We start from the raw sequence: 22,441 nt of genomic DNA on the forward strand, positions 1-22,441 counted from the left end.
GCGCTGGTCGCGATCGGCGCGCGCGATCTGCGCCTCGCCTGGGCGCAGGGCGGCGCGGCATTGCCGCTGCTCTTCTATCTGCTGGTGGCGACGTTGCTGCCTTTCGCGATCGGCCCGGACAAGGCGCTGCTCGCGCGGATCGGCGGCGGCCTGCTGTGGACGGCGGCTCTGCTCGCCGCGCTCCTGCCGGTGGAGCGGCTGGTCGCGCCCGATCTTGCCTCGGGCACGATCGATCAGTTCGTCGCGCGCGGGATCAGCGAGGAGGCGATCGGCGTGGCGAAGCTCGTCGCGCACTGGCTGTCCTTCGGGCCTCCGCTGATGGTGGCAACGCTGCCGGCGGCGGCCCTGCTGGGGCTGGATGGCGCGATGGTGCTGCGGCTGGAGGCGGGGCTGGCGCTCGGCACGCCCGGCCTCGCCGCGCTGGCGCTGGCGACGGCGGCGCTCACGGCGGGATTGCGCGGTGCGGGCGCGCTCGCCGGCATCGTCATGCTGCCGCTGGCCATTCCGCTGCTGATCTTCGGGGCGGGCGCGCTGGGCGAGGGCGGAGCGGGCGCCACCAAATTGCTGGCCGCGACATGCCTGCTGCTCGTCGCCGGTGCGCCCTTCGTTACGGGCGCGGCCCTGAAGGCGGGCCGCAGCTAGGACGATTTCGAGGCGGGAGGAATCGCCTGCCGGCCCGCACAGCGCGGCAAGGCGAGCCCCGGAATTCGCCGATCCGGAAAAAATCGGGGCGGGAAGGCCGCTGGATAACCATCCCGCCCCGAAGGACCCTCCTGCGATCAGGCGGGGGGGAGGGTTAACCGGATGGGTACGAGCCTCTCGCGCCGGCGCATCGCCCCACCGAGGAGGCCAAAGCCCGCGACCATCATCGCCCAGCTCGCCGGCTCGGGCACGGCCGAGGCGAGATCGAAATGCCCGACGAGCGTGGCCGTCGTGCTCTGCTCCTCCTGCGCGATGAAGCTCGATCGGGGGACGGCGTTTCGATCGAGGAAGCCATCCAGATAGAGGGTCAGGGTCTGGCCGCCGAGTTCGAACGTCTGCGATGCCGCGCCGGTGATGATGCTGATCTGATCGGAACAGGCGATCTGCGAATAATAAGGGCAACCCTGAAGCGGCCCGCTATTCGGCGTTTCGTCGACGTTGATGGTGAAGACGAACGGCCCCGCCGCCAGCGGCGATCCGTCTATTCCCAGCAGGGCCGAAATGCCGAGATCGACCGACGTGACCTGCGTGCCGGCCGAGATTACATTGTTGAAATAGGTGAGCGTGCCGAGCGTGAACTGCGCGCCCTGACTGATCGTCTGCGCCGGGGCCGTGGCGAAGCGCAGGCCGGACTTGGCGGAAATGGGGCCGGAATCGCCCCAGCGGATCTGCTCCGCCCCGGCAAGACCGTCCGTGTCGAGCAGGACGACGTCGGACGCACCGGGGCCTATCGCATCGGTAAAATTGGCCGCGCCATACTGGAGCGTGGTGGCGGCGCCTGCCGGCGTCACCGCCAGCAGGGCCACGAAACTGGAAAGCAACAGACGCCGCATACGGAACTCCCCACAACAATGGCCGATACATCCGGCCAAGTCGGGAGCAGCCCGCAGTCGTTCCGCCCCCGGAAGAGGGTTAAGGCAGGCTTAAGGATTGACAAAAAGGGCTTTTGGACTGGCTTTGGCCTGTTATCGGCTCCACCGTGCAAAAATCGCGGTGGGCAGAAGAAGGCCGCGCGCTTCCTCGCGTACCGCCATCTCGCCGACCTCCACCTTGCCGCCAAGATCGCCCAGCGCCTGCTCCAGCAACGTGCCGATGGCGAGCGCGGACATGCGCACCGCATAGACCGTAAGCACCAGAAACCGGGAATTTTCGTCGAGCAGCTGGCGGCAGTGCGCGATCAGGCCCGGCAGATGCTCCTCGAGCCGCCACACCTCGCCATCCGGCCCGCGCCCGAATTTGGGCGGATCCAGCATGATGCCGTCATAGCGCCGCCCGCGCCGCACCTCGCGCGCGGCGAATTTCACCGCATCGTCCACCATCCAGCGGATCGGCCGATCCGCCATGTCGGACAGAAAGGCGTTGGCCTTGCCCGCTTCCACCGATTTCTTCGATGCATCGACGTGGGTGACGCGCGCGCCCTTCGCGGCAAGCGCGAGGCTACCGACACCGGTATAGCCGAAGAGGTTGAGCATCTCGCTTCCCTCGTCGGTCCGCTCGCGCATCCATTCCCATTGGGGCGCCATGTCGGGGAAGAAGGCGAGATGGCGGAAGGGCGTATTCTGGGCGAGGAAGCGCACCTCCTCCCAGCGCACATGCCAGCCGCCACGCGGCACATCGCGCGAGAGATGCCATTTGCCACCACCCTCATCGTCGGAAGCGGCGATGAAATCGCCGTCCGCCTCCCAGCTCATCGAGGCTGGCGCCCACATCGCCTGCGGCTCGGGCCGGATGAAGCGGAAGCGGCCATAGCGCTCCAGCTTCCGGCCATGGCCCGAATCGACGAGGCCATAATCGGCCCAGGGTTCGGTCACGAGAGTGAGGAGATCGTTCACGCCGCCTTGGCCAGCTTGCCGCCCACCGTGGCCAGCGCCTCGCCGCCGGAAAGCGCGCCCGCGCCCGCCGCGCGCGCCTGCGCCACCGTCACCGCATCCAGCAGCGCCACGGATTCGGCCGGCGGCACAATCCGGCCATGGATCTGGATCTGGCGGGCAAGATGGTCGGCACGGGTGGCGACCGATTCCAGCCCCATCAGCAGCCCGGCCTTGGCCTGCGCGCGCGCGCGATCCAGCTCGGCCTGGTCCAGCGTCTCCGCCGTCCGCGCCAGAACCTCGCGCGTCAGCGCCAGCGCGCGGGCGGCATCGCGGCGTCCGGCCGCGCAATAGACGCCGAACAGCCCCGTTTCGGCATAGGCATGCGCCCAGGCATAGATGGAATAAGCGAGGCCGCGTTCCTCGCGCACCTCCTGAAACAGGCGCGAGGACATGCCCCCGCCCGCCGCGCTGGCGAACAGCGAGAGCGCATGGAGCGCATCGTCATGCAGCCCGACACCCCGGAAGCCCAGCGCGACATGCAACTGATCGAAGCGCCGCACGTCATGATGCGCGCCGCCCGCGAAGATGGCCGCGGCGGGACGGGGCGCGGCACCGGGCGCGAGATCGCCGAAGCGCGCCTCCGCGATCTTCAGCAGCGCGTCCTCGTCCACCTTGCCGGCCGCCGCCAGCACCAGCCCCTCCGGCCGATACTGGCCCTCCAGCCAGCCGCGCAGGGCCGCCGCATCGATCGCCGCGATGGTTTCCTCATGGCCCAGCACCGGCTCACCCAGCGTCTGCCCGGCAAAGGCCGTCGCCTGAAGATGATCGTAGATGATGTCGTCCGGCGTATCGCGCGCCTCGCCCAGTTCGGCCAGCACCACGCCTTTCTCGCGCTCCAGTTCCTCGCTGTCGAAATGCGGCGCGCGGATCAGGTCGGAGATGACCTCCAGCCCCAGCGCCATGTCGCCGGACAGCATCCGCGCCTGAAAGGCGGTGTGGTCACGCGTCGTCCAGGCGTTGATCGATCCGCCCTTGTCCTCGATCACCTCGGCGATCTGGCGCGCATTGCGCATGCCCGCACCCTTGAACACCATATGCTCGACCATGTGGGCGAGCCCGGCCAGCCCCTCCGGCTCGGAGCGCGATCCGGCATCGGCATAGAGGCCCACCGCAACCGTCTCGACGCCCGCCATCGGCTCCACCGCGAGGGTGAGGCCGTTGGCGAGACGGTGAATGCGTGCGCTCATGCCCCCACGGCGATGGGCACGGCCCGCTCGCCGATATAGGCCTCCACCGCCTCCAGCGAGGCCGGCAGCGTCTCGTAACGCTCCTCGCGATCGAAGAGATCGCCGATGCGGATCGGCAGGATCGGCCGCTGCCCGGTGCCGCGCTCCACGGCATCGCGGAACTTGGCCGGATGCGCCGTCGCCAGCGTGACGATCGGAATGTCCGCCGCCAGATCCGCGCCATGCGCGGCCGCCAGACCGATCGCGGTGTGCGGATCGAGCAGTTCGCCAGAATCCTGCCAGGCCTTGCGCATCGCCAGCGCCATGCCGTCCGGATCGATCCGCGCGCTGGCGAAAAGGCCGGCCGCGCGCCCCACCATCGCCTGCGGAATGGCCAGCCGCTTCGTCTCCTCGAAGCCGCGCATCGTGGCGGCGAGCGCCAGCCCGTCGCGATCGTGCAGATCGAACAGCAGCCGCTCGAAATTCGAGCTGACCTGGATATCCATCGATGGCGCGGCCGTGGGCGTCACGGTGCCCACCGAATAGTCGCCGGCCGAAAGCGCGCGGTGGAGAATGTCGTTGACGTTCGTCGCCACCAGCAGCTTCGCCACCGGCAGGCCCATCTGCGCCGCGACATAGCCGGCGAAGACATCGCCGAAATTGCCGGTCGGCACCGAGAAGGCGATCTGTCGCCGGGGCGCACCGAGGCGCACCGCCGCATAGAAATAATAGACGATCTGGGCCATCAGCCGCGCCCAGTTGATGGAATTGACCGCCGAGAGCGCGAAGCGGCCGGCAAAGCCCTGGTGTGCGAACATCGCCTTCACCATCGCCTGCGCATCATCGAAGCTGCCCTCGATCGCGATATTGTGGACGTTGGGCGAAAGCACCGTCGTCATCTGGCGGCGCTGCACGTCGGAGACGCGCCCCGCCGGGTGGAGCATGAATATATCCACCTTCGCACGGCCCGCCAGCGCGTCGATCGCGGCGGAACCGGTGTCGCCGCTCGTGGCACCCACCACCGTCAGATGCGTATCGCGCGTCGCAAGGAAGCGCTCGAACAGCAGGCCCAGCAGTTGCAGCGCCACGTCCTTGAAGGCCAGCGTCGGCCCATGGAACAGTTCGAGCAGCCAGTTGCGCTCATCCAGTTGCACCAGCGGGGTCACCGCCGCATGATCGAAGCGGCCATAGGCGGCCACGCACAATTCGCGCAGCTCTTCGCGCGTGAGGGCATCGCCCACGAACGGCGCCATCACGGCCACGGCCGTATCGGCATAGGAAAGGCCGGCCAGCGCCGCGATCTCGTCCTTCGAGAAACGCGGCCATGCCTCCGGCACGTAAAGTCCGCCGTCGCTGGCCAGACCCGCCAGCGTCGCGCCCTCGAAATCGAGCGCCGGCGCGCTCCCCCTGGTGCTCACATATCGCATGGGGCGCGGTGCTTAGTCCCTGCGGACGCCGGAGGGAAGCATATCCGGCGCCCCGTGGCCCATGTCGCCCCCTTGCTGTTGCGGAAAGGCGGCGCCCCGATCCGGAATCAGGCCCCGGCCGGTGCGGCCGCCTTACGCCGCCACAGCGCCACGCCGTAAATGATCACCGCCACGCCCGCGAACAGGAACCACTGCACCGCATAGGCGAAATGGTTGTTCGGCACGCTGCCGGGATCCGGCGGCGCGGTGGGGGATAGGCCGGGCGCGGGCGTCTCGCTCACGATCAACGGGGTTCTGGGCGCGGGCGACGAAAAGAGCCGCGCCACCAGCGGCGATCCGTCCGGCGTCCAGACGACGCGCCCGCGCACCGGGCCACCCGTCCAGCCTTTCGGCGCATCGGCGGATGGAGAGACGCCCATGTCGACATTGATGCCGGGACCCTCGGCGCCCGTGCGGCAGGCCGCGATATGGCTCCAGCCGGTCTGGCCCGCCGCGCCATGGCCCGCCTGCACCTTCCAGCCCGTCACCTCCAGGCAAGTCGCGCTCGCCTCCCGAAAAAGGCTGTGATCGTCGATCGGCCAGAGCGCCGCGAAGGCGGCCGGCGGCCTGGCGACATTCGCCGCGTAAAGAGCCAGCAACGCTTCCTTCTCGTGCCGCCGCTGGAGCTGCCACACGCCCAGCGCGATCATCGCCGCCACGGCCAGCATGACGAGGATGGTGGGGACAACCGGGATGCGGCGCATCATCGATCCGCGATCCGCCCTTCGCGCGCGGCATTGCGATATTCCAGCGCGAGCAGCGCGCCCTTCGCCACGCGCAGCCATCCCAGGATCAGGCCCAGCGTCACGGGCGGCCAGAGCAGGGCATGGACCCACCAGGGCGGCGAGACGGCCAGCTCCAGCATGATCGCCGCAGCCGCCACGATCGCGCCGATCACCAGCGTCAGGAAGGCGGCCGGTCCGTCGCCCACGTTGAAGCCGGCGATGTCGAGCCCGCAGGCGGCGCAGCGGTCGGCAAAGCGGATCGGGCCGGAAAACAGGGTTTTCGCGCCACAACGCGGGCAGAGGCCGCGGATCCCGGCATCGAGGGGGGCAGGAGTGGGCATGAAAGGCGGCTCAGGCGCGGCCGACGCACCAGGGATCGGGCCGCATGTCCACGGGCAGCCCCGGCGCGCCCGGCGCGGGAAAGCGCGCCTTGAAGGTGAAGGCCTTGTCCGAAGGGCCGTAGCGATCGAGCAGCCAGAGACGCGAAAGCCCCTCCTCGATCTTGGGCCGATGCCCGGCCGGCACCCACCAGAGCGCCTGATAGGCACCCTCGAACCGATCGAACCATTCCCGCCGCCGCGCCATGAAGGGCGTGTGCGCGCTGCGATAGACGAAGGCAAAGAGGGCGTCCGCATCCCGCCAGGCGGACATGTTGGTGATGAATTGCGGATCCGGCGCGGGGCGGATGTCGGTCGCGCCGTCTCCCGCCTCGTCCTTCAGCCGCCAGACGAAGCCGGGCGCCGCCTCCGCCATGGCGTTCACGGCGGCGAGAGCGCCCATGAACTCGGCCACCCTGGGATCCTCGGCCGGCGCCACGAGCCGGCCGACATTGATCTGGGCGAGTTCGAAGGCTTCCGTCACCGGATCGGCCCCGATCGGCTCAGCCGGCGTGGATGGGCGCGCCCCAGCCGCCCCAGACGTAGATCGTCACGAACAGGAACAGCCAAACGACGTCGACGAAATGCCAGTACCAGGCGGCCGCCTCGAACCCGAAATGCTGCTTGGGCGTGAAATCGCCCTTGTAGGCGCGGATCAGGTTCACGATCAGGAAGATCGTGCCGACCAGCACGTGGAAGCCGTGAAAGCCCGTCGCCATGAAGAAGGCGGCGCCATAGTTCAGCCCTTTGAAGGCGAAGGGCGCGTGGGCATATTCATAGGCCTGGATCGTCGAGAAGAGTGCGCCCAGCAGGATGGTGCACCACAGCCCCTGGATCAGGCCCCTGCGATCGCCATGCAGCAGCGCATGATGCGCCCAGGTGACGGTGGTGCCCGAGCAGAGCAGGATCAGCGTGTTGAGCAGCGGGAAGGCGAAGGGGTTGATCACCTCGATGCCCTTGGGCGGCCACACGCCGCCGACGGCATCGACGGTCGAGGGGAAGAGCGAGAAATCGAACCACGCCCAGAACCAGCCGACGAAGAACATCACCTCCGAGGCGATGAACAGGATCATGCCGTAGCGCAGGTGAAGCCCCACCACCGGTGTATGATCGCCGGCCTTGGCCTCGCCGATCACGCGGCCCCACCAGCCCGCCATGCAGGCCAGCACGCAGATCAGCCCACCGATCGCGACGAAGCCGCCATAAGCGATGTTGTGCATGTACATGATCCCGCCCGATGCGAGGATCAGCGCCGCGAAGGCGGAAAGGATCGGATAGGGATCCGGCGGCAGGATATGATAATCGTGGCTCTTCGCGCCGGCCATGCTTCGGATCCCCATTCCTAGATTTTATAGCCCTCCTTAGCCCGTCACTTTCGACGATGCTACGGGGAAGAATGTATAGCTCAGCGTGATCTCGCTGATGTCGCGCGTGTCCGGATCCTTGGCGAATTGCGGATCGACGAAGAAGATCACCGGCATGCGCACGCGCTCGTGCGGCTTCAGCGTCTGCTCGGTGAAGCAGAAGCATTGGATCTTCGTGAAATACTGGCCGGCCTGTGGCGGGCTGACATTGAAGGCCGCCGATCCGGTGATCGTCCGGTCCGTATTGTTCACGGCGGTGAAGAAGGCCATCTGCCGCGCGCCGACGGCCACGCGCTTCACCTTATCGTCCGGCTCGAAGCTCCAGCCCATGCCGGGCTTCACATTGGCATCGAAGCGCACGTTCACGATCTTGCCGACCACCTCGCCCGGCGCGATCGCGTTCAGTTCCTTCTTCGCCGTGCCGTTATAGCCGGTCGCCTCGCAGAAGATGCGGTAGAGCGGCACGCTGGCGAAGCCGAGCGCAGTCATCGCGGCGAGCATCAGCAACGTGCCCGCAAGCGTGCGCGCCTTGCCCCGCCCCGGCAGCGAAGCCTGCCCCGCCATCAGGCCATCTTCGCGATCGAGATGGCGAAGAACAGGATCACCAGCGCCCCCAGGATCAGCGCCATCACCTTGGCCCGCGCCCGCTGGCGCGCCTGATATTCGCGCTGATGCTCGGGCGTCATGCGAGCAGCATCCGATCGGCCACGAGCGCGCCGAAGATCGCGAAGAGATAGAGGATGGAAAAGCCGAACATGCGCCGCTCGTCGCGCATCAGCGCCTGATCCTCGATCCGGCTGATCCCCACCCGCGCGGCAAGCCCCACGAAGACCAGCGACAGCAGGGCCGCCACGCCGCCATAGATCGGGCCGGTCAGGCCCAGCGGCCAGGGCACCACCGCGCACACCGCCATGGGCAGGCTATAAAGGAACACCTGCATCCGCGTCGCGCGCGCACCCGCCACCACCGGCATCATCGGCACGCCCGCGGCCGCATAATCGGTGCGCACGAACAGGCCGAGCGCCCAGAAATGCGGCGGCGTCCACAGGAAGACGAGCGCGAACATCAGGATGGGCAGCACATCGACGCGGCCCGTCGCCGCCGCCCAGCCGATCAGCGGCGGGAAGGCGCCGGCGGCACCCCCGATCACGATATTCTGCGGTGTCCGGCGCTTGAGCCAGACGGTGTAGATCAGCACGTAGAACAGGATCGATCCGGCGAGGATCGCGGCCGAGAGCAGGTTCACGGCCAGCCCCATCAGCAGCACGGAGAAGCTGCCGAGGCCGACCCCGAAGTGCAGGGCCGCCTGCCGATCCATGCGGCCGGCGGGCAGCGGGCGGCGGGCGGTGCGCTTCATCACCGCATCCAGATCCGCCTCATACCATTGGTTGAGCGCACCACTCGCGCCGGCGCCCAGCGCGATACACAGGATCGCGGTGAAGCCGATCACGGGGTGGACGTGCGCGGGCGCGGCCAGCATCGCGCAAAGCCCCGTAAACACCACCAGCGACATCACGCGCGGCTTCGTCAGGGCGAGGAAATCGCGCCAGTCGGCAGGCAAGGGATGCGTGGCGGCAAGAACGGGGGATTGCATCGGCCCGGCCTATACAGGCGTGCGGGGATTCGCGAAAGAGCGCCGCCGCCGGCATCGCCCGCGATGATTTGCCCGGTCGGCGCCCGGTGGGGAATGGGGAAAAAGCGCGCCCGCGCGCGCTCAGGCCGCCTTGATCTGATCGACGAAGCGCTCCGTCGCGGCCTGGAGCGCGCGCGCCGTTTCCGACAGGCCCGAGGCGGCACCCGTCACCTGCGCGGAAAGGGCGGCGGCGGTTTCGGCCGCGCGCGCGGCGCCGCTGGCCTCGGCGGCGATGTCGGCGGCGCTGAGCGCGGTCTGGTCCGCGATCGATTCGGCCGCCAGCGCCGTAAGGCCATGGCGCGCCACATCCTCGCTGATCGCTTCCGCGGCGCGGGAAAGCTGGGCGATCATCTCCTCGATCGCGGCCAGCGCCTCGTTCACCTCGCCCGCCCCGCTATCGATGGCGGAGGCGAGCGCCTGGATCTCGCTGGATGCGCCGCCGGCCTGGCGGGCAAGCGCCTTCACCTCCTGCGCCACAACCGCGAAGCCCCGCCCCGCATCGCCGGCATGCGCCGCCTCGATCGTGGCGTTGAGCGCGAGCAGATTGGTGCGCCGCGCGATCTGCTGGATCGACTGGACGAAGCCGCCGATCGTGACGCTGTGATCGGCGAGCCCCGCCACGGTGCGGTGGCTGGAGGCGGAGGCTGCGCGCGCCTCGCTGCCCAGCCGCGCCTGTTCGCCGACGCGCCCCGATATGGCCGAGACGGAGCCCGCCAGTTCGCGCACCCGGAGCGCGAGCTGGCGCGCATCCTCCAGCGATCGGCGCGCGGTGCGGGCCATGGCCTCGCTGTCGCGCGTGGCGGATTGGGCGATATCGTCGAGCGAGCGGGCTGATGTGTCGAGATCGGCCGAAGCGACGCCGACAGAGCGTACCGCATCCAGCACGGAAGCCCGGAAGGTTTCGGCCAGCACGAGCATGTCGCTGCGACGGCGCTCCCCGGCGGCGGCCTCGGCGGCGTGGCGGCGATGGCGCTCGTCGGATGCGATCTGCTCCGCCGCCCGCGCCTGGAGCATCGCGGCGTGAAGCTCGTCCCGCGCGGCGATCGCCTCCGCGGCGGAGCGCTCGCTTTCCTGGCGTGCCGAAAGCTGGCGGATCATCCGGCTGCGAAGCTGCTGGACGACATAGACGAGGAAGCTCGTTTCGAAGACGACCGCGCCGGCATGGAACAGCACCCGGCCATAGGATCCCTCGCCCGAGAAAACCCAGCTCGGGGCGAGCTTGTCGAGCACCAGATGATGCAGCGCGATCAGGGTCGCGGCCAGGATGATCGGCCGCCAGTCGCACAGCACGGTCAACGCCGCGAGTGCCGCGAAGAAATACATGTGGGCGTCGAGCTGCCAGGCGTAGCCGCTCAGCATGAACACGCCGAGAGCCGGATAAAGGAAAGCCAGCGTGCCCACCTGCATCCGCGTGGCGCCGTCATACCGCCCGCGCAGGGCGGCGCGGGTCGGCAGGAAATTGGCGATCAGGCCGCTTGCCAGCACGATCCAGCCGTCCGCGGCCTGCGTGAACAGACAGCCAATGGCCAGTCCGAGAAGGATCACCCAGGCGGCCGCCACGATCGCACGCACGCCCACCTTCTGCAGCGTTGCCACCTCCAGCGGCATTTCGCCCGCCGATGTGGCCAGCCGGATCACTGGCCGCATCCCGTAACGGGGGCGGCGAGGAGAGCGACGCCGCGATTCAGGAGCGTCCGGAACAGCGCGTCGCGATTTCCATCCACCACGATCGATCCGGGCAGCGGCCCCTGCCCGATCAGCGACGCGCCCTTGTCGATCGCCGCCGCCGCCATCCCCTGCGCGGCGCTTTCGGAAAGGGGCACCAGCATCATCCGGCCGTTTGCGGGCGGCGCGGCGACAAGGCCGCCGACGATTCCGATCGTCGCCAGCAACTGGATCAGCAAGGACGCCGCGGCACGGGAACGGGGGACGCGATAGCTCATGCCCGGGCCGTAGGCGCGGATTGGTTACTGGCTCGTAAACCGCGATGGTCGTTTCGACCAATGACCCGTTCCGGTAACAAAACGAAATAGAAAAGGCCCCCGGATTGCTCCGGAGGCCCCTCTTCGCGTCGCGCGTCCGGTGGTCAGTCGATCCGCGGAAGCTGCTCGAACTGGTGATAGGGCGGCGGGCTGGAAAGCGTCCATTCCAGCGTGGTCGCCCCCTCGCCCCAGGGATTGTCCGGCGCCTTCTTGCCCGCCGCCAGCGACCAGATGACATTGATGAAGAAGATCAGCATGCCGGCAGCCATGATCTCGTAACCGTGGCTCGCAAGCGCGTTCCACTTGGCATAGGCATCCGGATAATCCGGGTAGCGGCGCGGCATGCCCTGCATGCCCAGGAAGTGCATCGGGAAGAACAGCACGTTCACGCCGACGAAGAACACCCAGAAATGCAACTGGCCGAGAAACTCGTTGTACATCTTGCCGCTCATCTTCGGGAACCAGTAATAGAAACCGGCGAAGAGCGAGAAGACCGCACCCAGCGACAGCACGTAGTGGAAGTGCGCCACCACGTAATAGGCGTCCTGGAAATAATTATCGATGCCGCCATTGGCCAGCAGCACGCCCGTGACGCCGCCCACCGTGAACATGAAGATGAAGCCGATCGCCCACAGCATCGGCGTCTTGAAGGAGAGCGAACCCTCCCACATCGTCGCGATCCACGAGAAGATCTTGATGCCGGTCGGCACGGCGATCACCATCGTCGCGGCGGTGAAATACATCTTCGTGTTCACGCTCAGGCCGGTCGTGTACATGTGGTGCGCCCACACGATGAAGCCGACCACGCCGATCGCCACCATCGCATAGGCCATGCCGAGATAGCCGAAGATCGGCTTGCGGCTGAACGTCGAGATGATGTGGCTGACGATGCCGAAGCCCGGCAGGATCATGATGTAGACTTCGGGGTGACCGAAGAACCAGAACAGGTGCTGGTAGAGCACCGGATCGCCGCCCCCGCTCGCATCGAAGAAGGTCGTGCCGAAATTGCGGTCCGTCAGCAGCATCGTGATCGCGGCGGCCAGCACCGGCAGCGAGAGCAGCAGCAGGAAGGCGGTGACCAGCACCGACCAGGCGAAGAGCGGCATCTTGTGCAGCGTCATGCCCGGCGCGCGCATGTTGAGGATGGTCGTGATGAAGTTGATCGCGCCCAGGATCGACGAGGCACCCGCGAGGTGAAGCGAAAGGATCGCCATATCGACCGCCGGCCCCGCAGAGCCACTTGTGGAAAGCGGCGCATAGACCGTCCATCCCGTGCCCGCGCCCGGCCCCGTCCCGCCCGAGACGAAGCTCGATCCCAGCAGCAGGGTGAAGGAGGGGATGAGCAGCCAGAACGAAATGTTGTTCATGCGCGGGAAGGCCATGTCCGGCGCGCCGATCATGATCGGAACGAACCAGTTGCCGAAACCGCCGATCATCGCCGGCATGACCATGAAGAACACCATGATGAGGCCGTGCGCGGTGATCAGCACGTTCCAGTGGTGCAGCGCCTCGTCCATCGTCGCCACCGAGCCCACGCCCAGCGGCCACGCCATCGTCAGGATCTGGATGCCGGGCTTGGCCAGTTCCGCCCGCATGATGCCGGAAATGGCGCCGCCGATGATGCCCGCGAAGATCGCGAAGATCAGATAGAGCGTGCCGATATCCTTGTGGTTCGTCGACATGAACCAGCGCGCGAAGAAGGGCGGCTTGTGATCGGCATCATGATGATGCTCGTGGCCCTCGTCGGCGTGGAAGTGGCTCGGATGCGCGGCGATGTCGGTCATTCTTCGGAAGCCTCAATTCTGCGCGGCGGCGGGCTGCGAGGTCGTAGCGGCGGTTTCTGTGCCATTCCCGGCGGGGGCCGTCTCGGCGACGGGGGCCGGCGCGGCAGGCGTTGCGGCGGGGGCCGCCGGGGCGGCCGCCTCGGCGGCGGGCTTGGCGCCCGGCATCGTCCCGCCCTTGGAGGCGACCCACTGCGCATATTGCGCCGGCGTCACCACCTCCACCGCGATCGGCATATAGGCATGGCGCGCGCCGCACAGTTCGGAACATTGGCCGAAATAGACGCCCGGGCGATCCACCTTGAACCAGGTTTCGTTGAGGCGGCCGGGAATGGCATCCATCTTCACCCAGAAGGCGGGCATGGCGAAGCTGTGGATCACGTCGTTGGAGGTGGTGATAACCTTCACCACTGCGCCCGCCGGTACCACCATCCGCTCGTCCACCGCCAGCAGGCGGGGGCCGTCCGCATCGGTGCGATAGCGCGCGCCCGGCTTCACCTCGCTCTTTTCCTTGAGCAGGTTGGAGACGATCTCGAAATCGCCATTATCGGGATATTGGTAGGTCCAGTACCACTGGTTGCCGATCGCCTTCACGGTCAGGTCGGCCTTGGGCGGCGAATATTGATGCGCGAGCAGCCGGATCGAGGGCACCGCGATCGACACCAGCACCAGCACCGGGAAGAGCGTCCAGATCACTTCGATCACGGTATTGTGCGATGTGCGCGAGGGCGTCGGGTTCGCGGCGGCGCGATAGCGCAGGATCACCCAGATCAGCAGCAGCAGGACGAAGATGGACATCACGAACATCATCGGGACGAGGATGTAATCGTGGAAGCGCACGGCTTCCTCGCCGATGGGCGTCATCTGCGGTTGCAGGCGCAGCGATTCGGTGGGCTGGCCGATGCCGGGCGTGGGCGCGGCATGGATGATATCGGGAATCTTGGCCGGCGCGGGGGCTGCGGCGGGCGGTGTCGCGGCGGGCGCTGCGGCGCTTTCGGCGACGGCGGGCACGGGCGCTGCGGCAGGCGCGGCCTGTGCCATCGCGCCGGTCGCACCGGCACCCGCCAGCATGGCGAGCAGAGTGAGGATCAAGGCCCGTATGGTCTTCAGCACTCTGTCTTTCCCCCCCGTGACGCCAATGGCTCAGCGGCGATGCCTCGGATTCGCATGGACGTGGGCCGTCCATACCCCTTCGGCCGAATATTTCCCCTGTCTCAACACCGGATCGCGCAGAAATGCAAGCTGTTGAGGGGCGGGCCGCGTGCGTCTATGCGCCGCGCGAGCGCGCCGCACCCGCCCGCCCGAGGAGACCACAGCATGACCGAAGACGAGGTGATCGCCGAATTCCGCGCGGCCGATGCGCTGCTGGAGGGGCATTTCATCCTTTCGTCCGGCCTGCGCTCGCCCCGCTATCTGCAGTGTGCGCGCGTGCTGATGAACCCGGCCCGCGCCGCGAAGCTGACCGATGCGCTCGCCGCCCGCATCCCCGCCGAAATCCGCGATCGGCTGGACGCGGTCGTCTCGCCCGCCATGGGCGGCGTGATCGCAGGGCATGAGATGGGCCGCGCGCTGGGGCTGGATGCGATGTTCGTGGAGCGGCCGACCGGCACGTTCGAGCTGCGCCGCGGCTTCGCGCTGAAGCCGGGGGCGAAGGTGCTGATGATGGAGGATGTCGTCACCACCGGGCTTTCATCGCGCGAGGCGATCAAGGCGATCGAGGCGGCGGGCGGCGAGGTGATCGCGGCCGCAAGCCTGGTCGATCGATCGAACGGCAAGGTCGATCTGGGCGTGCCCTTCTTCCCGCTGATCCGCCTCGACGTGCCGACCTACGAGGCCGATGCGCTCCCGCCGGAGCTGGCCGCGATCCCGGCGATCAAGCCCGGCAGCCGGGCCGCCGCCTGATGACGCGCCGGCTGCGCCTCGGCGTCAATATCGATCATGTCGCGACCGTGCGGAATGCGCGCGGCGGGCTCACGCCCGATCCGCTGCGTGCCGCCGAAATCGCGCAGGCGGCCGGCGCGGACGGCATCACCGCGCATCTGCGGGAGGATCGCCGCCATATCGTGGATGCGGACATCGCCCGGCTGATCGGCGGCATCGCGCTGCCGCTCAATCTGGAAATGGCGGCGACGGAGGAGATGGTGGAGATCGCGCTGCGCCACCGCCCCCACGCCGCCTGCATCGTGCCCGAACGGCGCGAGGAAGTGACGACGGAGGGCGGGCTCGACGCCGCCGGCCAGCATAATCGCCTGAAGCCGCTGATCGCCCGCCTGAACGATGCGGGCATCCGCGTGAGCCTGTTCATCGAGCCCGACGCGCGCCAGATCGAGGCGGCGATCCATCTCGGCGCGCCCGTCGTGGAATTCCACACCGGCGCCTATGCCCATGCCGAGGGCGAGACGCAGACGGCCGAACTCCGCCGGATCACCGATGCAGCGGCGCTGGCCGTCAAGAACGGGATCGAGCCGCATGCCGGCCACGGCCTCACTTATGATAATGTGATGCCGATCGCCGCCATCCCCCAGCTGGCCGAGCTCAATATCGGCCATTTCCTGATCGGCGAGGCGATCTTCGTGGGGCTCGACGCCAGCGTCCGCCGGATGCGCGAACTGATGGACGCGGCGCGATGAGCCACGGGCTCATTCCCGCCCCGCGGAATGTGGAGAGGATCGGCGGGTGATCATCGGCCTCGGCTCGGACCTGTGCAATATCGAGCGGATCCAGAATTCGCTCGACCGCTTCGGCCGCCGTTTCACCGAACGCGTCTTCACCGATATCGAACGGGCCAAGGCCGAGCGCCGCACCGTCACGCGCGCCGGCACCTATGCCAAGCGCTTCGCCGCCAAGGAAGCTTTCTCCAAGGCGGTGGGCACCGGATTCAATGCCGGCGTGTTCATGAAGGATATCGGCGTGGTGAACCTGCCCTCGGGCGCCCCCACCCTCGCCCTCACCGGCGGGGCGAAGGCGAGGCTTGACGCATTGACCCCGCCGGGCCACGCAATCGCCATTCATTTGACGCTCACCGACGACCATCCATGGGCGCAGGCGTTCGTCATCCTCGAAGCCCGGCCGTTGTAGAGGCCCGGGCGAGGGCAGAGTTTAAGGACCGGCTTTGAGCGATTCCTCCCCCGATCTCGCCGCCCCGGCGCCGGTGACCCCGAATCCGGCGGCCAAGAGCAAGCCGGATCCCAAGAAAACGGACTGGTGGGCGGAGCTGAAGGGCATCTTCTGGCTCATAATCGGCGTGCTTGCCGTGTGGAGCTTCATCGCCAAGCCCTTCTACATTCCCAGCGAATCGATGATGCCCACGCTCATCAAGGGCGATCGGCTGATCGTGACCAAATATCCCTATGGCTGGTCCTATGTGTCGCCGTCCTTCCATGTCCTGCCCTTCATGAAGGGCCGGATCTTCGGGCGCATGCCGACGCGCGGCGATGTCGTGATCCTGAAGCCGCCGACCGAGAATAGCGATTATATCAAGCGCGTGATCGGCCTGCCGGGCGACACGATCGAGGTGAATCGCGGCATCCTTTCCATCAACGGCACGCCGGTGAAGCGCGTGCCGATGGGCGTGAAGATGCTGCCGATCGATGCGAACGTGCCCTGCGCCTCCGCACTGGAAGCCCCGAATCGCAAGACCGGGCCGGACGGCAAGGAATATTGCGAGCTGCCGATCTTCCGCGAGACGCTGCCCAATGGCGTGAGCTACGATACGGTCGATTTCGGCTATCAGCCCGGCACGGGCGACGATTACGGCCCCGTGACCGTGCCCAAGGATCATGTCTTCGTGATGGGCGACAATCGCGACGAGAGCGCGGACAGCCGCTACGAGACGTGGCAGCTCGGCCTGGGCGGCCCGCTGCCGTGGGAGAATATCGGCGGCCGCGCCGATTTCGTCACCTTCTCCTATGATGGCTCCACCCAGCTCTGGAATCCGCTGAGCTGGATCACGGCGCTGCGCGGCGGCCGCGCGGGCATCAACCTGCACCCGACGAAGGCCGCCCCGGCCAAGTGAACGATCCGGGCGGCACACGCGGCGAGGCGCCCGGCCCCGCGGATTTCAGCGATCCGCTGACGACGCGCGAACTGAAGCGCGCCGCCGTCTGGATCGGCATGGCGACGGCCGTCGTCGCGCTCTGGTTCCTCGCCCAGCCGATGCTGCTGATCGTCGGCGGCATCGTCTTCGCCGCGATCCTTGACGGCGGCACGCGCCTGCTCGGCCGGATCCTGCCGATCGGGCGCGGCTGGCGCCTGCTGATCGTCACGCTCGCCGGCTTCGCCTTCATCGTCTGGACGGCGATATTCGCCGGAGCCACGATCGCGGACCAGTTCGAATCGCTGCGTCAGGTCGTCCAGACGCAGCTGGAACGGGCGATGCACTGGGCCGAAGCGATGGGCATCGTCAGCCATGACGGCAGCCAGATCAACGAGATCGGCAAGCAGCTGATGGGTTCGCTCGGCCGGCTCACCTCGGCCGTCGGTACCGCGCTGGGCGCGATCTCCAGCCTCGCGATGATCCTCGTCATCGGCATCTTCGTCGCGATCGAACCGCGTCTCTACGAGCGCGGCGTCGCCTGGATGCTGCCCATGGCCCGGCGCGCTGAATTTTATGACACGTCCGCGCAGATGGGCCGCACGCTGCGCCTGCTGATGGCGGGCCGCCTGCTGGGCATGGCGGTGGAAGGCGTCGGCACCTGGTTCTTCCTGATGGTGGGCGGCGTACCGATGGCGGCGCTGCTCGGCATCCTCACCGGCCTGCTCGCCTTCCTGCCCAATATCGGCGCGATCGTTTCCGGCATCCTGATGGTGCTGGTCGGCTTCTCCGCCGGCTTCAACACCGGGATCTGGGCGATCGTCGTCTATGCCACCGTCCAGACGATCGACGGCTATCTGATCGTCCCGATGGTGGCGAAAAGGTCGGTCGATCTGGCGCCTGCGCTGATCCTCGGCGCCCAACTCCTCTTCGGCGCGCTGTTCGGCATACTCGGCCTCGCACTCGCGGATCCGATCGTGGCGATGGTGAAGGTGCTGCTGGAAAAGAGCGCCGAACAGAAAGCGGAGAATGCGGCGGAGGCCGGCGCGGCCTGAGCCAGCGCGTCCCGTCGCTTCCAGGCGGGTTTCGGGTCTGTCGCGTCGGGATCGGCAGCGGACGGACGGGGCGCGAAGGCCGTGTTCCGAAACGCGTCCCGCGAACCGGCAAGGCACAATGGCTTTTTGCGCGCCTGCGCCCTCGATAGACATTCTCGCCGATGCGGAAAGCAGGAGCAGGGCGCACGGGCGCGCGCCGGAAGCTGCGGGCATGCCCCTGAAACAAAAAACGGGGCCGAAGCCCCGCTTTTCTCTTACTGTGCCGTCACCGGCGGTGGCGTGCCGGGGGTGCCATCCGGGTTCGGCGCGCTCATCATTTCGGCATTCGGCTGCGGCACGGATGCGAATTCATGCATCGTGATGTCGAAGACGAGCACGCTGTTGGCCGGGATCGGTCCCGCCTCGCGCTCGCCATAGCCAAGCTGCGGCGGGATCCAGACGCGATATTTGGCGCCCTTGGGCATCAGCGTCAGCGCTTCCGCGAAGCCGGGCACGACCTGCCCGATCTGCATCGGCACGGGCTGGCCGGGCTTGGACGCATCGAACACCTGGCCGCTGGTAAGGCTGCCCTTATATTCGACGAGCGCCGCATCGGCGAGCGTGGGCGTGGGGCCATCGCCCTTCACCAGCACCTGATATTCAAGGCCGGAGGCCGTCGTCTTCACGCCGGCATGCTTGGCATTCGCCGCCATGAACTCCGCCGGCGGCATGGAAAGCATGACGGGCGCGCGCGTCGTCATATAGGCCCCGCCGATACCGACGAGCACGAGCAGGCCGATGCCCGCCCCCAGCGCCGTGAGGCCAGACTTGCTGACCGGGCGCAGCGGAACCGCGGTAACCTCCGACATCAGGCCTTACCGGGCCTGATCGCGCTCGACGCGCTTGCGCTCCAGCTTGCGGGCGCGGCGGATCGCGGCGGCACGCTCGCGCGCACGCTTCTCCGACGGCTTCTCATAGTGGCGGCGCAGCTTCATCTCGCGATAGACGCCTTCGCGCTGCAGCTTCTTCTTGAGCGCGCGCAGCGCCTGATCGACATTATTGTCGCGAACGATGATCTGCATAAACCGAACGATCTCCACATGCCCGACGCGTCCGTCGGCGCCATCATGATGTCTGAAACGATTCGGCGCAGGCGCGTAAACGCCCTTGCCGGAAGGCGCCGCCCCTAGCAGCGATGCCCCGAGTCTTCAACCCATGGCGGCTTTCGGCGAAACACTCCCGTTCGCAGCCCGCCGAAGGATGCGGCATGACGGCGTGAGACAGTGCGGCTAAAGCCCTGCGCATGACCAGCTTCACCGTCAATGGCGAGCCCGTCCACTACAAGATGGATCCCGCGACCCCGCTGCTTTGGGCGCTACGCGACGCTTCGAATCTCACCGGCACCAAATATGGGTGCGGTGCGGGCCAGTGCGGCGCCTGCACGGTACATGTCGATGGCGTTGCCCGCCGTTCATGTCAGGTGCCGATCGGATCGATCGAGGGCGCCTTCGTCACCACCATCGAAGGGCTCACCGGCGATCGCAGTCACCCCGCGCAGCAGGCGTGGGTTGCCGCCCAGGTGCCCCAGTGCGGCTATTGCCAGTCGGGCATGATCATGGCGGTCGCGGCGCTGCTGGCAAAGACGCCCCGCCCCACGGACGATCAGATCGACGAATCGATCACGAACATCTGCCGGTGCGGCACATATCCCCGGATTCGCGCGGCGATCCGCCGCGCGGCGGAGGTGGCGGCCGGCGGGGATCCGATCGCCGCCGCGCCACCGCCCGGGATCGATCCGCGCGATGCCGCGGCGGCCGTCCCGGCACTGTCTCCGCCGCCGCCCGCCAAACGCTGAAACGCACGACCGACCCCGCCCCGCCAGCCTTTCTGGATCGTTCATGAACCTTTCCGCAGGCTGAAGGACGGATTCAGCAACGGCTCACGGCGAATCGCCCAATCCTTGCGTCGAGCTTCCGGCGATCGGCCGGCCGCTCGTGGAGTTTGGGATGATGAAGAGGATCGGAAAGCTGCTTTTCGCCGCAGCGGTCGGCATCAGCCTGCCGGCCATGGCGATCGCACAGCGAGGCCCGGGCGACATGGATCGCCAGGGCAACCAGAATCGCGATGGCGCGCCGCGCGGCTTCGCGGGTGGCCGTGGCCCGGATGCGTTCCGGAACAGTCAGCCGCAGCGCGTGGAACAGTCGCAGCGGCCGGATCGCCCGGATTTCGCCCAGCGCCCCGATCGCGCGCCCGGCAATGCGGGGCAGGATTTCAATCGCGGCCGTCCTTCGGGCGCCGGTTTCGCCGGCCGCGATCAGGCGCGTGGCGAGGATCGCCGCGGCTATGACGCACGCCCCGATTATCGCGGCAATGATGATCGCCGCCGCTTTGAAGACAATCGTCGCTATGACGATCGCTCCCGCTGGGGCGATCGCGGCCGCCCCGGCAATGATCGCTGGGTGGGCAGCAACTGGCGGCAGGACCAGCGCTACGACTGGCGCGGCTATCGCGATTATAATCGGGATCAGTTCCGCATCGGTCGCTATGAGGCGCCGCGCGGCTGGAGCTACAGCTATCGCCGCTATTCGATCGGCGCCGTCCTGCCGAGCCTGCTGTGGGGTTCGAGCTATTGGCTGGATGATCCGTGGGCGTATCGCCTGCCGCCCGCCTACGGCCCCTATCGCTGGGTCCGCTATTATGACGACGTGCTGCTGATCGATGTTCGCAGCGGCCGGGTCGTCGATGTCATCCCGGGTTTCTTCTGGTGATCCGCCAGCCCTGAGCCCGAGACGCCGGCGGCCCTTCCCCAGCCGCCGTGCCTTGCCTTCCGGGGATCCGAATATCGGCGCGCGGGGCCACAGGCCCACAGCGCCACATGAGAGGAGCAATCCATGCGCAAGTTCATCATTGCCGGCCTGATGGCGGCCACTCTGGTGCCGACCATCGCCTCGGCCCAGAATCGCGAACTCAGGAATGATCGCCGCGACATCCGCGAGGAACAGCGCGACGTGAATCGCGCGATCCGCAACGGCTCCAGCCCGCGCGAAGTTCGCAACGAGCAGCGCGACGTGCGCGATGCCCGCCGCGAATATCGCCAGGATTGGCAGGATTATCGCCGTCGCAGCCCGGATGTGTTCCGTGGCCCCGCTTATGTCGGCCCGCGCGGCTATGCCTATCGCCCGATCGCACCCGGCTATCGCTTCGATCGCGGCTATTATGACCGCCGCTACTGGATCGATCCCTATCGCTATCGCCTGCCGGCCGCAGCCTATGGCCGTCGCTGGATCCGCTACGGCAACGATGTCGTGCTGGTCGATATCCGCAGCGGGCGGGTGGTCACCGTCTACAACCGCTTCTTCTTCTGATCCGGATCACGGTCTTTCGTAAGGTAGCGTAGCGTCAGTATCCGCGTGGCAGGGCCCGGGCGAGAATTCGTCCGGGCCCTTTTGCGATGGCCCGTCACGCCCGGAGTTCCCCGCCCGCCCGGATCGTCGATCAATCGTCCAGTCTGCCGAAGGGAAGCAGCCTGCGCGCCAGTTGCGCGGCCGCCTTGCCGTCGCCCGCCCGCAGCGGGATCAGCATCGCCTCCGCATCCCGCTTGGCGATCCGGTCCAGCGGCGTCGGCGTCGGCGCGCGCGCGGCCTGCTCCGCCAGCCCGCGGGCCACGGCCACGTTCTTCGGCTCCAGCCGGATATGCATCATCGCGGCAAATCCCTTGAAGAAGGCACGGTCGCCGCCGAACTGCACCGATCGATCGATGCCCGTCACGCCCATATCCTTCTTCGCGCCCAGCACGGTGGCGGCAAGGAAGCCATCTGCGATCGCATCCAGATGCCATCCGCCGATCGCCAGCTGCGCCTCCGGATCGCGTGGATTCTGGAGCACATATTGCTCCAGCATCCGGCGCGATTGCTTGGCGTCGCCCGGCTTGCGGGTGAGCTTGGCACGATAGCCGATGCCCATGGCGTGCTGGAAATAAGCCTCGCGATCGCGCGGGTTCGCCTGCAACCCGGCCTCGGCCTGCGCGATCGCCTGATTCACGAGTTGCAGCGCCTGATCCTCGTCAGTCGTCTGAAACGCCGCCTGCACCAGCAATTCGCGCGGTGTCGCCGCCTGGGATGGCGCCGCGGCGACAATCGCGGCTGCGGCTGTCCACTTCCAACATGATGTCACGTATCGATTTTCCTCATCATGCCAAAGCATGGCCGAGAAAATCGATCCGCTCCAGTGACTAAGCGTTGCCGGAGCGGGGCGAATCAATCCGAAGCGTGGATCGCACCCCTTTTGCGCGGCGCGCGCGCCGCTTT

Annotated in this window: 27 protein-coding genes; 9 read left to right on the plus strand and 18 right to left on the minus strand. The window is 67.5% G+C overall.

What is annotated here, in order from left to right; all coding sequences use genetic code 11:
- Window positions 1–3 precede the first annotated feature (3 nt).
- A complete protein-coding gene (locus tag DI605_RS00125; RefSeq protein ID WP_293968828.1) occupies window positions 4–642 on the plus strand; it encodes a heme exporter protein CcmB in 639 nt (212 codons plus the stop codon).
- 137 nt (window positions 643–779) lie between these two features.
- Here the strand turns inward: DI605_RS00125 and DI605_RS00130 are convergent, their stop codons facing one another.
- The 15 genes from DI605_RS00130 to coxB form a co-directional block, all read right to left on the minus strand.
- Window positions 780–1,535 (minus strand): THxN family PEP-CTERM protein, encoded by a 756-nt coding sequence (locus tag DI605_RS00130; protein ID WP_293967563.1) that lies wholly within the window; start codon window positions 1,533–1,535, stop codon window positions 780–782.
- Between the two features lie 132 nt (window positions 1,536–1,667).
- A complete protein-coding gene (locus DI605_RS00135; protein WP_293967566.1) occupies window positions 1,668–2,534 on the minus strand; it encodes a class I SAM-dependent methyltransferase in 867 nt (288 codons plus the stop codon).
- Window positions 2,531–3,760, minus strand: a complete 1,230-nt coding sequence (locus DI605_RS00140; protein ID WP_293967569.1) for a pitrilysin family protein — start codon at window positions 3,758–3,760, stop codon at window positions 2,531–2,533. The genes DI605_RS00135 and DI605_RS00140 overlap by 4 nt, the downstream gene beginning before the upstream one ends.
- Window positions 3,757–5,166, minus strand: coding sequence for a threonine synthase (gene thrC / locus DI605_RS00145; protein ID WP_293967572.1), 1,410 nt, complete (start codon window positions 5,164–5,166; stop codon window positions 3,757–3,759). The genes DI605_RS00140 and thrC overlap by 4 nt, the downstream gene beginning before the upstream one ends.
- A gap of 107 nt (window positions 5,167–5,273) precedes the next feature.
- A complete protein-coding gene (locus DI605_RS00150) occupies window positions 5,274–5,912 on the minus strand; it encodes an SURF1 family protein (protein WP_293967575.1) in 639 nt (212 codons plus the stop codon).
- A complete protein-coding gene (locus DI605_RS00155; RefSeq protein ID WP_293967578.1) occupies window positions 5,909–6,271 on the minus strand; it encodes a DUF983 domain-containing protein in 363 nt (120 codons plus the stop codon). The genes DI605_RS00150 and DI605_RS00155 overlap by 4 nt, the downstream gene beginning before the upstream one ends.
- 10 nt (window positions 6,272–6,281) lie before the next feature.
- Window positions 6,282–6,791 carry a DUF3291 domain-containing protein gene (locus tag DI605_RS00160; RefSeq protein ID WP_293967580.1) on the minus strand — a complete coding sequence of 170 codons (510 nt, stop codon included), beginning with the start codon at window positions 6,789–6,791 and terminating at the stop codon, window positions 6,282–6,284.
- 19 nt (window positions 6,792–6,810) lie between these two features.
- Window positions 6,811–7,632: a cytochrome c oxidase subunit 3 gene (locus DI605_RS00165; protein ID WP_293967582.1), complete on the minus strand. Its 822-nt coding sequence runs from the start codon at window positions 7,630–7,632 to the stop codon at window positions 6,811–6,813.
- 36 nt (window positions 7,633–7,668) lie between these two features.
- Entirely contained in the window at window positions 7,669–8,235 is a 567-nt protein-coding gene (locus tag DI605_RS00170) for a cytochrome c oxidase assembly protein (RefSeq protein ID WP_293967584.1), read from the minus strand.
- Window positions 8,235–8,357: a hypothetical protein gene (locus DI605_RS00175; protein WP_293967586.1), complete on the minus strand. Its 123-nt coding sequence runs from the start codon at window positions 8,355–8,357 to the stop codon at window positions 8,235–8,237. Before DI605_RS00175 ends, DI605_RS00170 begins: the two co-directional genes overlap by 1 nt.
- On the minus strand, window positions 8,354–9,265 hold the full coding sequence (locus DI605_RS00180) for a heme o synthase (RefSeq protein WP_293967588.1): 912 nt from the start codon (window positions 9,263–9,265) through the stop codon (window positions 8,354–8,356). Before DI605_RS00180 ends, DI605_RS00175 begins: the two co-directional genes overlap by 4 nt.
- 120 nt (window positions 9,266–9,385) lie before the next feature.
- Entirely contained in the window at window positions 9,386–10,942 is a 1,557-nt protein-coding gene (locus DI605_RS00185) for a methyl-accepting chemotaxis protein (protein ID WP_293967589.1), read from the minus strand.
- Complete coding sequence (locus DI605_RS00190; protein WP_293967590.1) at window positions 10,939–11,247, minus strand: hypothetical protein; 309 nt, start codon at window positions 11,245–11,247, stop codon at window positions 10,939–10,941. Before DI605_RS00190 ends, DI605_RS00185 begins: the two co-directional genes overlap by 4 nt.
- Before the next feature lie 143 nt (window positions 11,248–11,390).
- The gene (ctaD, locus tag DI605_RS00195; RefSeq protein ID WP_293967592.1) at window positions 11,391–13,070 is read right to left on the minus strand and encodes a cytochrome c oxidase subunit I; all 1,680 of its coding nucleotides are present in this window, start codon (window positions 13,068–13,070) and stop codon (window positions 11,391–11,393) included.
- 12 nt (window positions 13,071–13,082) lie between these two features.
- Window positions 13,083–14,138: a cytochrome c oxidase subunit II gene (gene coxB, locus DI605_RS00200; RefSeq protein WP_293968830.1), complete on the minus strand. Its 1,056-nt coding sequence runs from the start codon at window positions 14,136–14,138 to the stop codon at window positions 13,083–13,085.
- Between the two features lie 246 nt (window positions 14,139–14,384).
- On the opposite strand from coxB, the gene pyrE reads away from it, so the two are divergent.
- From pyrE to DI605_RS00225, 5 genes are read left to right on the plus strand one after another with little or no spacing between them, the layout of a single operon-like run.
- Window positions 14,385–14,969 (plus strand): orotate phosphoribosyltransferase, encoded by a 585-nt coding sequence (pyrE, locus tag DI605_RS00205; RefSeq protein ID WP_293967594.1) that lies wholly within the window; start codon window positions 14,385–14,387, stop codon window positions 14,967–14,969.
- Entirely contained in the window at window positions 14,969–15,697 is a 729-nt protein-coding gene (locus DI605_RS00210) for a pyridoxine 5'-phosphate synthase (RefSeq protein ID WP_293967596.1), read from the plus strand. The genes pyrE and DI605_RS00210 overlap by 1 nt, the downstream gene beginning before the upstream one ends.
- A gap of 46 nt (window positions 15,698–15,743) precedes the next feature.
- Window positions 15,744–16,145, plus strand: coding sequence for a holo-ACP synthase (acpS, locus tag DI605_RS00215; protein ID WP_293967598.1), 402 nt, complete (start codon window positions 15,744–15,746; stop codon window positions 16,143–16,145).
- A 34-nt stretch (window positions 16,146–16,179) separates the two neighbouring features.
- Window positions 16,180–17,082 (plus strand): signal peptidase I, encoded by a 903-nt coding sequence (gene lepB, locus DI605_RS00220; protein WP_293967600.1) that lies wholly within the window; start codon window positions 16,180–16,182, stop codon window positions 17,080–17,082.
- Window positions 17,079–18,155: an AI-2E family transporter gene (locus DI605_RS00225; protein WP_293967602.1), complete on the plus strand. Its 1,077-nt coding sequence runs from the start codon at window positions 17,079–17,081 to the stop codon at window positions 18,153–18,155. Before lepB ends, DI605_RS00225 begins: the two co-directional genes overlap by 4 nt.
- Window positions 18,156–18,409: 254 nt before the next feature.
- On the opposite strand, the gene DI605_RS00230 is transcribed toward DI605_RS00225, so the two are convergent.
- A complete protein-coding gene (locus tag DI605_RS00230) occupies window positions 18,410–19,003 on the minus strand; it encodes an FKBP-type peptidyl-prolyl cis-trans isomerase (RefSeq protein ID WP_293967604.1) in 594 nt (197 codons plus the stop codon).
- Between the two features lie 6 nt (window positions 19,004–19,009).
- Window positions 19,010–19,216, minus strand: a complete 207-nt coding sequence (rpsU, locus tag DI605_RS00235; RefSeq protein ID WP_171742965.1) for a 30S ribosomal protein S21 — start codon at window positions 19,214–19,216, stop codon at window positions 19,010–19,012.
- A 221-nt stretch (window positions 19,217–19,437) separates the two neighbouring features.
- Between rpsU and DI605_RS00240 the strand changes: the two genes are divergently transcribed.
- From DI605_RS00240 to DI605_RS00250, 3 genes are all read left to right on the plus strand, one after another.
- Complete coding sequence (locus tag DI605_RS00240) at window positions 19,438–19,989, plus strand: (2Fe-2S)-binding protein (RefSeq protein WP_293967608.1); 552 nt, start codon at window positions 19,438–19,440, stop codon at window positions 19,987–19,989.
- Between the two features lie 154 nt (window positions 19,990–20,143).
- Window positions 20,144–20,902, plus strand: a complete 759-nt coding sequence (locus tag DI605_RS00245) for an RcnB family protein (protein ID WP_293968832.1) — start codon at window positions 20,144–20,146, stop codon at window positions 20,900–20,902.
- Between the two features lie 123 nt (window positions 20,903–21,025).
- The gene (locus DI605_RS00250; RefSeq protein WP_293967610.1) at window positions 21,026–21,499 is read left to right on the plus strand and encodes an RcnB family protein; all 474 of its coding nucleotides are present in this window, start codon (window positions 21,026–21,028) and stop codon (window positions 21,497–21,499) included.
- A 130-nt stretch (window positions 21,500–21,629) separates the two neighbouring features.
- Here DI605_RS00250 and DI605_RS00255 read toward each other — a convergent pair whose 3' ends face one another.
- Window positions 21,630–22,307 carry a hypothetical protein gene (locus DI605_RS00255; protein WP_293967612.1) on the minus strand — a complete coding sequence of 226 codons (678 nt, stop codon included), beginning with the start codon at window positions 22,305–22,307 and terminating at the stop codon, window positions 21,630–21,632.
- Window positions 22,308–22,441: the final 134 nt, after the last annotated feature.

Origin of the sequence: Sphingomonas sp. (assembly GCF_003248515.1) — a bacterium.
In the GTDB taxonomy this organism is placed as follows: Bacteria; Pseudomonadota; Alphaproteobacteria; order Sphingomonadales; family Sphingomonadaceae; genus Sphingomonas_I.

What these genes read in the sequence shown, in the direction of transcription:
- DI605_RS00150 (WP_293967575.1), bottom strand. Translation starts at nt 5,912, where the DNA reads ATGATGCGCCGCATCCCGGTTGTCCCCACCATCCTCGTCATGCTGGCC.
- DI605_RS00210 (WP_293967596.1), top strand. Translation starts at nt 14,969, where the DNA reads ATGACGCGCCGGCTGCGCCTCGGCGTCAATATCGATCATGTCGCGACC.
- DI605_RS00130 (WP_293967563.1), bottom strand. Translation starts at nt 1,535, where the DNA reads ATGCGGCGTCTGTTGCTTTCCAGTTTCGTGGCCCTGCTGGCGGTGACG.
- DI605_RS00180 (WP_293967588.1), bottom strand. Translation starts at nt 9,265, where the DNA reads ATGCAATCCCCCGTTCTTGCCGCCACGCATCCCTTGCCTGCCGACTGG.
- DI605_RS00240 (WP_293967608.1), top strand. Translation starts at nt 19,438, where the DNA reads ATGACCAGCTTCACCGTCAATGGCGAGCCCGTCCACTACAAGATGGAT.
- DI605_RS00170 (WP_293967584.1), bottom strand. Translation starts at nt 8,235, where the DNA reads ATGGCGGGGCAGGCTTCGCTGCCGGGGCGGGGCAAGGCGCGCACGCTT.
- DI605_RS00175 (WP_293967586.1), bottom strand. Translation starts at nt 8,357, where the DNA reads ATGACGCCCGAGCATCAGCGCGAATATCAGGCGCGCCAGCGGGCGCGG.
- ctaD (WP_293967592.1), bottom strand. Translation starts at nt 13,070, where the DNA reads ATGACCGACATCGCCGCGCATCCGAGCCACTTCCACGCCGACGAGGGC.
- DI605_RS00250 (WP_293967610.1), top strand. Translation starts at nt 21,026, where the DNA reads ATGCGCAAGTTCATCATTGCCGGCCTGATGGCGGCCACTCTGGTGCCG.
- DI605_RS00155 (WP_293967578.1), bottom strand. Translation starts at nt 6,271, where the DNA reads ATGCCCACTCCTGCCCCCCTCGATGCCGGGATCCGCGGCCTCTGCCCG.
- DI605_RS00190 (WP_293967590.1), bottom strand. Translation starts at nt 11,247, where the DNA reads ATGAGCTATCGCGTCCCCCGTTCCCGTGCCGCGGCGTCCTTGCTGATC.
- thrC (WP_293967572.1), bottom strand. Translation starts at nt 5,166, where the DNA reads ATGCGATATGTGAGCACCAGGGGGAGCGCGCCGGCGCTCGATTTCGAG.
- DI605_RS00165 (WP_293967582.1), bottom strand. Translation starts at nt 7,632, where the DNA reads ATGGCCGGCGCGAAGAGCCACGATTATCATATCCTGCCGCCGGATCCC.
- DI605_RS00140 (WP_293967569.1), bottom strand. Translation starts at nt 3,760, where the DNA reads ATGAGCGCACGCATTCACCGTCTCGCCAACGGCCTCACCCTCGCGGTG.
- rpsU (WP_171742965.1), bottom strand. Translation starts at nt 19,216, where the DNA reads ATGCAGATCATCGTTCGCGACAATAATGTCGATCAGGCGCTGCGCGCG.
- DI605_RS00230 (WP_293967604.1), bottom strand. Translation starts at nt 19,003, where the DNA reads ATGTCGGAGGTTACCGCGGTTCCGCTGCGCCCGGTCAGCAAGTCTGGC.
- DI605_RS00245 (WP_293968832.1), top strand. Translation starts at nt 20,144, where the DNA reads ATGAAGAGGATCGGAAAGCTGCTTTTCGCCGCAGCGGTCGGCATCAGC.
- pyrE (WP_293967594.1), top strand. Translation starts at nt 14,385, where the DNA reads ATGACCGAAGACGAGGTGATCGCCGAATTCCGCGCGGCCGATGCGCTG.
- coxB (WP_293968830.1), bottom strand. Translation starts at nt 14,138, where the DNA reads ATGCTGGCGGGTGCCGGTGCGACCGGCGCGATGGCACAGGCCGCGCCT.